Origin of the sequence: Kitasatospora sp. NPDC056181 (assembly GCF_042266225.1) — a bacterium.
Taxonomy (GTDB): Bacteria; Actinomycetota; Actinomycetes; order Streptomycetales; family Streptomycetaceae; genus Kitasatospora.
In genome coordinates this window covers 30159-37106 of sequence record NZ_JBHJUK010000090.1, presented here as the reverse complement: position 1 = coordinate 37106, position 6948 = coordinate 30159, and the positions used below count along the sequence as shown (strand labels likewise).

Here is a 6948-nt window from a genome sequence, read left to right as displayed (position 1 = left end):
GGCGGGACCCGTCCTCGACGAACACCGGCCCGGCCCTCCGCATCAGCGGGCTCCTGCCGACCCGGCAGGGGCCCGCGCTGCCCGAAGCCGTGAACTGCCCGAAGCCGTGAACTGTCCGATTCCGGCAGGGCTTTCCGTCACCGAGGGTCCGGTCGGGGGCCGGACCGTCCTCGGACCCGGCCCTGCCGGGCCACGGCGGCGGTCACCTGCCGGGTCAGGCGGCGGCGAGGAACCAGGCCCCTTGGCCGCCGCAGCCGGACGCCCAGTAGGTGGTCGAGCGGAAGCCCGCCGGGATGGGCGACCCGGGACAGGTCATCAGGCCGACCCTGGCGATGCTGTGCTGCCAGGCACCGACCCCGTTGCAGCCGTAGCTGGTGTAGTTGGTGAGGACGTACCCGGCGACGATCGGGGATCCGCCGCAGGTCCAGATCCCGTCCTTGGCGATGTTGTGCCGCCAGGAGCCGATCCCGTTGCAGCCGAACTTGGAGTAGTCGGTGATGACGTACCCCGTGACGACCGGGGAGCCGCTGCAGGTGTACAGCCCGTCGGCGGCCGGCTGCTGGTACCACGAGCCCCAGCCGCTGCAGCCGTCCTTGTTGTAGGCGGTGAGGACCCATCCGTTCGGGATGGCGGCGCCGGCGCAGGACCACTGGCCGGGGGCGCTCCGGGACGGCTGGGCGGCCGCGTCCGACGTGCCCGCGGCGGTGCCCGCCAGGACGAAGGCGGCGATGAGCGCGAGCGCTCCCACCGTGGCGCCTATGCCGCGGCGGGCGACCGCGCCGGTCAGACGCTTCCACAGATGACGAGGATGCATGGTCGGTTCACTCCAGTACTGGCGGCGGGCACACGCGAAGCCCGCCGGTCGGGGGGACGGCCGAGCGGTGGAACGGCCTCACCCTAGTGCGGAGATCATGTGGACGACCGGTGTTCATGCCATGGAGGGCGTGATTGGCCGGAACATGCAACCGCGCCCGGCCGGGAAGTGCCCCGGCCGGGCCCGGCGGGACGGCACCCCCCTGCGAGGGACGACCCCCTGCGTGGGACGACCCCCTGCGTGGGACGGCACCCCCTGCGCGGGGCGGTCGTCTTCCGCCAGTTGACCGCCCGTCTACTCGCGCTGCCTAGCGTCCTTCCCGTACCCGGCCCGACCCCGGGCCGTCGTCGAAGGGAGAACTCTCGTGCTGCGCAAGACCCGTGTCCTGCTGGCCGGTTCGGTCGCCGTCCTGGCCCTCAGCCTCACCTCCACCGCCTTCACCGCCAACGCCGCCGGCGACCAGAGCGGCATCGACGCCTGCGCCCGCGAGGCCCAGTGGGCGGGCTTCGCGAAGGACAAGTCCGGCGAGGGCCGCAACGACGACGCGATCTACGCCGTGGCGATCGCCATGGCCGAGTCCGGCTGCAACCGCCTGGCCGTCCACACCAACCAGCCCACCGACCCCGACCCGGGCACCAAGGACCTCGGTGCCTGGCAGATCAACGAGCACTGGTACCCCGAGGTCCACGGCCACGACGCCGGGGTCGTCACCCCCGAGAACTGGCAGGACATGGGCTGGTCGGCCCGCAAGGCCTACGCGATCGACAACGACGGCACCGGCCGCGGCTGGGCCTCCTGGGCGGCCTGGCACCTGGGCACCTACCAGCAGTACCTCGGCCAGGCCCGCGAGGCCGTCTACCGCGTCTGGCAGTGACGCCCGGTCGCGGGTGACCACCCCGACCGCCCGCACCCGCCCGCACCCGCCCGACCGCCCGTACCTGCCCGGCCGCCCCCGGTACCCCGTCCGGCACCGGGGGCGGCGTGCCGGCCACCGGCTCGCGACAGGCGAACGGGGAGTCCGGGGGCGGAACCGATGTCCGCGCTCACCGTACTCACCGCGCTCACCGCACGCTGTGGGCGCGCCGTGCGGTGAGCGCGGGCTGGTAGTACCCGCTGGAGGCCGGATCGTGCCAGGTGATGTCGGTGAAGCCGGCCTCGGCCACGAACCCGGTCAACTGCGGGCGTGTCAGCGCCCAGTAGGTGCTCCGGCGGACCCGGACGCTCCAGGTGCCCTGCGCGGGGAGGAGCTGGAAGTGCTCCAGGTCGTAGCGCTCGCCGTCCTCGTGCCAGTGCCACAGCTGGAAGGTGACCACCTGGCCGTCGGGTGTGTCCGAGACCTGGGGAGGTGTCGCCGTGGGCCTGTTCCGGCGCGCCTCGTCGTAGTCCCGGACGGTGAGCACCAACAGTCCGTCCTCCCGGAGCACCCGTCCCATGCCGAGGAGCGCCGTCCGGAGATCCCGCGGGGAGAGCAGGTGCGGGAGTGCGTTGTCCGCGCAGAGGACGACGTCGAAGGCCCCCTCCCGGAAAGGCAGTTCGCGCATGTCGGCCGCGGCGGGCGGAAGCCGGCCGCCGCGGGCCGCCGCCTCGGCGACGGCGCGCGCGGCCGCGACCGGGCTCAGGTCGCTGCCGACGACCCGGTGCCCGGCCAGGGCCAGCCCGATCGCCTGGGTGCCGATCCCGCACGAGCAGTCCAGGACGGTGTGCGGACCCGCTCCGAGACACCCGCTGACAAGCCCGCCCAGTACCTCGGCCTGGTACGCCATGCTCGCGTCCCAGTCCCGGAACATCAGGTGGTAGTCGTGGGCCAGGTCGTCGTAGAAATCCCGCACGGAGAGCTCGGACATGCACCCCACCGTAGTGCGTGACCGCCCCGGGGGACCGGCAGTTCACGCTACGGCTGCCCGACGTCGCACCCGGACCGCCCCGACGCTCGGGGCCGCTTCTGCACGGGGACCTTCAAAAGGAACCGGGCCCCGCCCCGGGCGCTGCGCTGCACGGTGAGCGAACCGCCGTGCGCGTGCGCGACCCAGGCGGTGATCGACAGGCCGAGGCCGCTCGACCCCGCGCCGCTGTGGAACCGTTCGAACAGCGACTGCGCCTGCTCCGGCGGTATGCCCGGCCCGGCGTCGTCGACCGCGACCGTGCCGTCCGCGCCCACGGTGATCCCGATGTCGGCCGGCTCGCCGGGGGCGTGGCCGTGGGCGAGCGCGTTGCCCAGCAGGTTGGTGACGGCCCGGCGCAGCAGGCCGGGGTCGGCGAACACGACCGCCGCCACCGCCTCGACCCGCACCCGGTGCCCCCGGGCCGGGGTGTCGGCCACGACGGCGTCGACGAGCTGGTCGAGGCGCAGCGGCTCGCGCTGCAGCGGGACCGCGCCGGCCATCAGCCGGGCCCGGGTGAGCAGGTCGTCGACCAGCTCGCCCATCCGGGTCGACTGGCGCAGCGTACGGCGCAGCACCTCGTGGCCGTCCGCCTCGCCGCGCAGGCCCGTTTCGGCGAGCAGCCGCATCGAGGTGACGGGGGTGCGCAGGTCGTGGGCGGCGTCCGCGAGGAACGCCTCCTGCTGGTCGAGCGCGGCCAGGGCGGGGCGGACGGCGCGCCCGGCGAGCCAGTGGCCGGCCAGGGCGGAGAGGGCGACCAGCACCGCACAGGCGGCCGTGAGCAGCACCGTGAGCCGCTCGTGGTCGTCCAGGCTGCCGGAGACGTCCACCGCGGCGACCACCACGAGGTCCGTGTTCCCCGCGTCCTGGCCGCCGGCGAACGGCTGGGCGGACAGCCGCAACGGGCGGCCGTCCGCGTCCGCGGCGGTGGCCAGCACCACGTCGCCCTCCCTGGCGGCCTCGGCGGCCAGCCCGCTCGCCGCCGGGGCCGGGACGGCGAGACAGGGCCGGTGCGGGGAGGCGAGGGCGGTGAGCCGGCCCTGCCCGCCGGTGAACAGGGTCACCGGCGGGCAGTCGTACCCGCCCTCCCGGGGATCCGGGTAGTCGAGCACGCCCTCCTCGTCGTAGCGCAGGTCGGCGGCGAACTCGCTGGTCCTGAGCTTGAGGTCGGCGTCGACCTGGGCACGCCAGGACGCGTCGTCGGCGCGGACCGCGAGCACGGCCATGCCGACCAGGCCGAGGGCGCTGACGAGGGCGAAGAGCAGGGTGATGCGCCGCCGCAGCCGGCGGATGCGGCCCGCCGGTGTCGGCGGGAGCCGGCGACGCGAGCGGCGACGGAGCGACCGACGGAGCGAACGGCCGGGCGAACGGCGGAGCGCGACGCCCGGGGCCGGGAGTCTCACGCCGCGGACTCCAGCCGGTACCCGATCCCGCGCACGGTGTGGATCAGCGGGGGATCACCGAGCTTGCGGCGCAGCTGGGAGACCAGGACCTCGACCACGTTGGAGTTCGGCTCGGCCATCTCGTCCCAGCAGCGCTCGATGAGTTCGCTGCGCCGCACCGCCTCGCCGGGCCGGGCGGCGAGCGTCTCCAGGACCGCGAACTCCTTGGTGGTGAGGGAGAGCAGGACGCCGTCGCGGTGCACCGTGCGGCGCGCCGTGTCGACCTCCAGCCCGCCGCAGCGCACCACCGGCGGGCGGGCGACGGCGGTGCGCCGGCACAGGTTCCGGACCCGGGCGATCAGTTCGGGGACGGCGAAGGGCTTCACCAGGTAGTCGTCGCCGCCGGTCGCGAACCCCTCGACCCGGTCGGCGACGGTGTCCCGGGCGGTGAGGAACAGCACCGGTACCGTCCGGCCGCCGCGGCGCATCCGCTGCACATACCCGGCGGAGTCGCCGGAGGGCAGCATCCGGTCCAGGACGACGCAGTCGTAGGCGGTGACGAACAGCGCCTCGTCCGCGGCGGGGAGGTCCCCGGCCTCGTCCACGGCCAGGCCGCCGCCGCGCAGTGCCGCGGCCACGGCGAACCGCAGGTCATCGTCGTCCTCGACCACCAGTACGCGCATGCGGGTCACGATAGCCGTGGCCGCCGGCGGGGCCGCAGGCGCCGGCGTGCGCGGCCGGTGACCGTTCGCCGGCCCACGTCCGCCGCCCGGGGCCGTGGGCCGGCGGCGCCGGCGGAGCGCCTCCCTGTGGGGGAGTGGGAAGGCGCGGCCGCCGACGTGGAAGATCATCACAGCGGGAACCTGAGGATTTGATGAGCCCGGCCGCGCCCTCCCACCGGACGCACCACGGGCGTGCGGCGGCCCTGGTCCCCCCCGGCAGAAGCGCATCGCGAGCCGGTGGTGCCCCGCGGCCTCGGCCCGCCCGCACACCACCGCGCGCGGGTCCGCACCCGAGCGCGCCACCACCCCGGCCGCCGTCCCCGCCGTCACGACCGCCGCGAACGCGACGGCCGCCCACCCGGCCCGCCGCAGGACCCGCCCGGCCTGCGCCCGCCGCCGGTACCGGCCCCGTATGCATCCCCGCACCGCCCAGCTCCGTCCCCTGCCCGCCGTCCGTACGCGCAAGAGCCTGACGGTGGCTGCCTGAGGATCTGATGAGAGCCCGGGCCCGGCCGGCCACGGGGGAGGCCCGGCGGGCCCGCGGCCGCGGCCGTCGACGTGGTCAGCGGGCGTGCGGGACGCCCTCGACGCGAAGGTCCGGGCCGGTGCGGGGGAGCGCCCTCGGGACCGGGGCCGGGGTCGGGGCTGCGCCGGGTGCGGTGCCCGCGACGGCGCCCGTGCCCGTCCCCGGGTCGCACAGCGTCTTGGCCACGAGCGAGCCGATCGGCTCCCCGCTCGCCGAGTCGTCCGTGCCGACGTACGGGTTGTACGACAGCGCGAACTGGCGCCGCCCGTCCCGGCTGCCGAGCAGCAGGGTGCTCCAGCCGGGGAGGCTGCCGTCGTGGCCCCAGGCCGGCTCGCAGCCCGGGCCCAGGTCGATCCGGAGCACGCCGAGCCCGTACCGCCCGCCCTCGATCGTGGTCGCCACCGTGTCCGTCAGCGCGGCCATCTCGGCCGGCCGCAGCAGCTCCCCGCCGAACAGCGCGGCGTGGAAGCGGTTGAGGTCGGAGGTGGTGGAGATGCCGTTGCCGGCCGCGTCCACGACGCTCGGGTCGAGCCGGGTGATGTCGGCCGGCCCCGCCGGCATGGCGAGGTAGGCGTGGGCGTGCGGGCCGCCGAGACCGGTCCCGGAGCCCGGGAACGTCGTGTCGTCCAGGTGCAGGGGCCGGACGATCCGGCGCTCGACCTCGCGCTGCCAGGTGTGCCCGGTGACCTTCTGGACGATCATCCCGGCGAGAACGTAGTTGGTGTTGGAGTAGTGCCAGCCCTGCCCGGGCGCGAAGTACGGCGGGTGCTCGGCGGAGACCGCGGCCAACTGCTCGGGGCGGTAGTCCCGGTACCGCCACCCCCCGTACGCGAAGTCCTGCAGGTCGGCCTCGCTCCGGATCAGGAACCGCTCGTCCTCCGTGAAGTTGAACAGGCCGCTGGTGTGGTTCAGCAGCTGCCGGACGGTGATCGCGGCGCCGTTCGGGACGACCCCCGGCAGGTGCCGTTCGACCGGGTCGTCCAGTCGCAGCCGGCCCTCGCCGACCAGCTGGAGGACGACCGTCGACACGAAGGTCTTGGTCACGCTGCCGATCCGGAACCGGCCGTCCGGCCTGGCCTGCTGCCCGGAGGCCAGGTCGGCGGTCCCGGCGGCGCCCCGGAACCGGGGGCGTCCGTCGGCGCGGATCTCCGCGAGCGCGGCGGTCGTCCCCCCGCGCTCCACGAGGTCCCGCAGCTCCTGCCGTCCGTCGACGCGGGGCGGCCGGCGTTCCTGCGCGGACCCGGTTCCGGACGCCGACGCGCCCGTCTCTCCCGCCCCGCCCGCCGCCACCGCCGCCGTCGGGGCGAGCGTGACGACGGTGGCGCCGGCCAGGGCGACGGCGGCGAGCCGCGTCCCCAGCCGGCCGCGCCGGCGCGGTGTCCGAGCCTGAACGATGGTCATGGTGCCCGCCCCTTCCGGCCCGGCCCCGGACCGCCGGCACCACGATCGCATCTGCCGCACCCCCTGCGCGTCGTCCTGCGGAGTCATCGGACGTGAGCCCCGAGGACCGGACCGGCCCGGCCGGAAGAAGGAGATGACGCCGCGTCAAATCATCGTTTAGGGGCTTGACTTGACCGTGCTGCCACTGCCCGGCTCGGTGTCCTCGGGGGCGAACCGGCCGCTC

6 protein-coding genes are annotated in these 6948 nt (G+C 75.4%); 1 reads left to right on the top strand and 5 read right to left on the bottom strand.

All coding sequences use genetic code 11. The annotated features are described in order from the left end of the window. Positions 1 to 214 precede the first annotated feature (214 nt). The gene (locus ACFC1F_RS28590; RefSeq protein WP_245204896.1) at positions 215 to 814 is read right to left on the bottom strand and encodes a hypothetical protein; all 600 of its coding nucleotides are present in this window, start codon (positions 812 to 814) and stop codon (positions 215 to 217) included. A gap of 364 nt (positions 815 to 1178) precedes the next feature. On the opposite strand from ACFC1F_RS28590, the gene ACFC1F_RS28585 reads away from it, so the two are divergent. Next, the gene (locus ACFC1F_RS28585) at positions 1179 to 1688 is read left to right on the top strand and encodes a hypothetical protein (RefSeq protein ID WP_376162540.1); all 510 of its coding nucleotides are present in this window, start codon (positions 1179 to 1181) and stop codon (positions 1686 to 1688) included. 187 nt (positions 1689 to 1875) lie between these two features. Here the strand turns inward: ACFC1F_RS28585 and ACFC1F_RS28580 are convergent, their stop codons facing one another. The 4 genes from ACFC1F_RS28580 to ACFC1F_RS28565 form a co-directional block, all read right to left on the bottom strand. After that, the gene (locus ACFC1F_RS28580; RefSeq protein WP_376162538.1) at positions 1876 to 2658 is read right to left on the bottom strand and encodes a class I SAM-dependent methyltransferase; all 783 of its coding nucleotides are present in this window, start codon (positions 2656 to 2658) and stop codon (positions 1876 to 1878) included. Between the two features lie 47 nt (positions 2659 to 2705). Beyond that, positions 2706 to 4097 (bottom strand): sensor histidine kinase, encoded by a 1392-nt coding sequence (locus tag ACFC1F_RS28575; protein ID WP_376162536.1) that lies wholly within the window; start codon positions 4095 to 4097, stop codon positions 2706 to 2708. After that, positions 4094 to 4759: a response regulator transcription factor gene (locus ACFC1F_RS28570; protein WP_376162534.1), complete on the bottom strand. Its 666-nt coding sequence runs from the start codon at positions 4757 to 4759 to the stop codon at positions 4094 to 4096. Before ACFC1F_RS28570 ends, ACFC1F_RS28575 begins: the two co-directional genes overlap by 4 nt. 601 nt (positions 4760 to 5360) lie before the next feature. Next, positions 5361 to 6725 carry a serine hydrolase domain-containing protein gene (locus ACFC1F_RS28565; protein WP_376162532.1) on the bottom strand — a complete coding sequence of 455 codons (1365 nt, stop codon included), beginning with the start codon at positions 6723 to 6725 and terminating at the stop codon, positions 5361 to 5363. Positions 6726 to 6948: the final 223 nt, after the last annotated feature.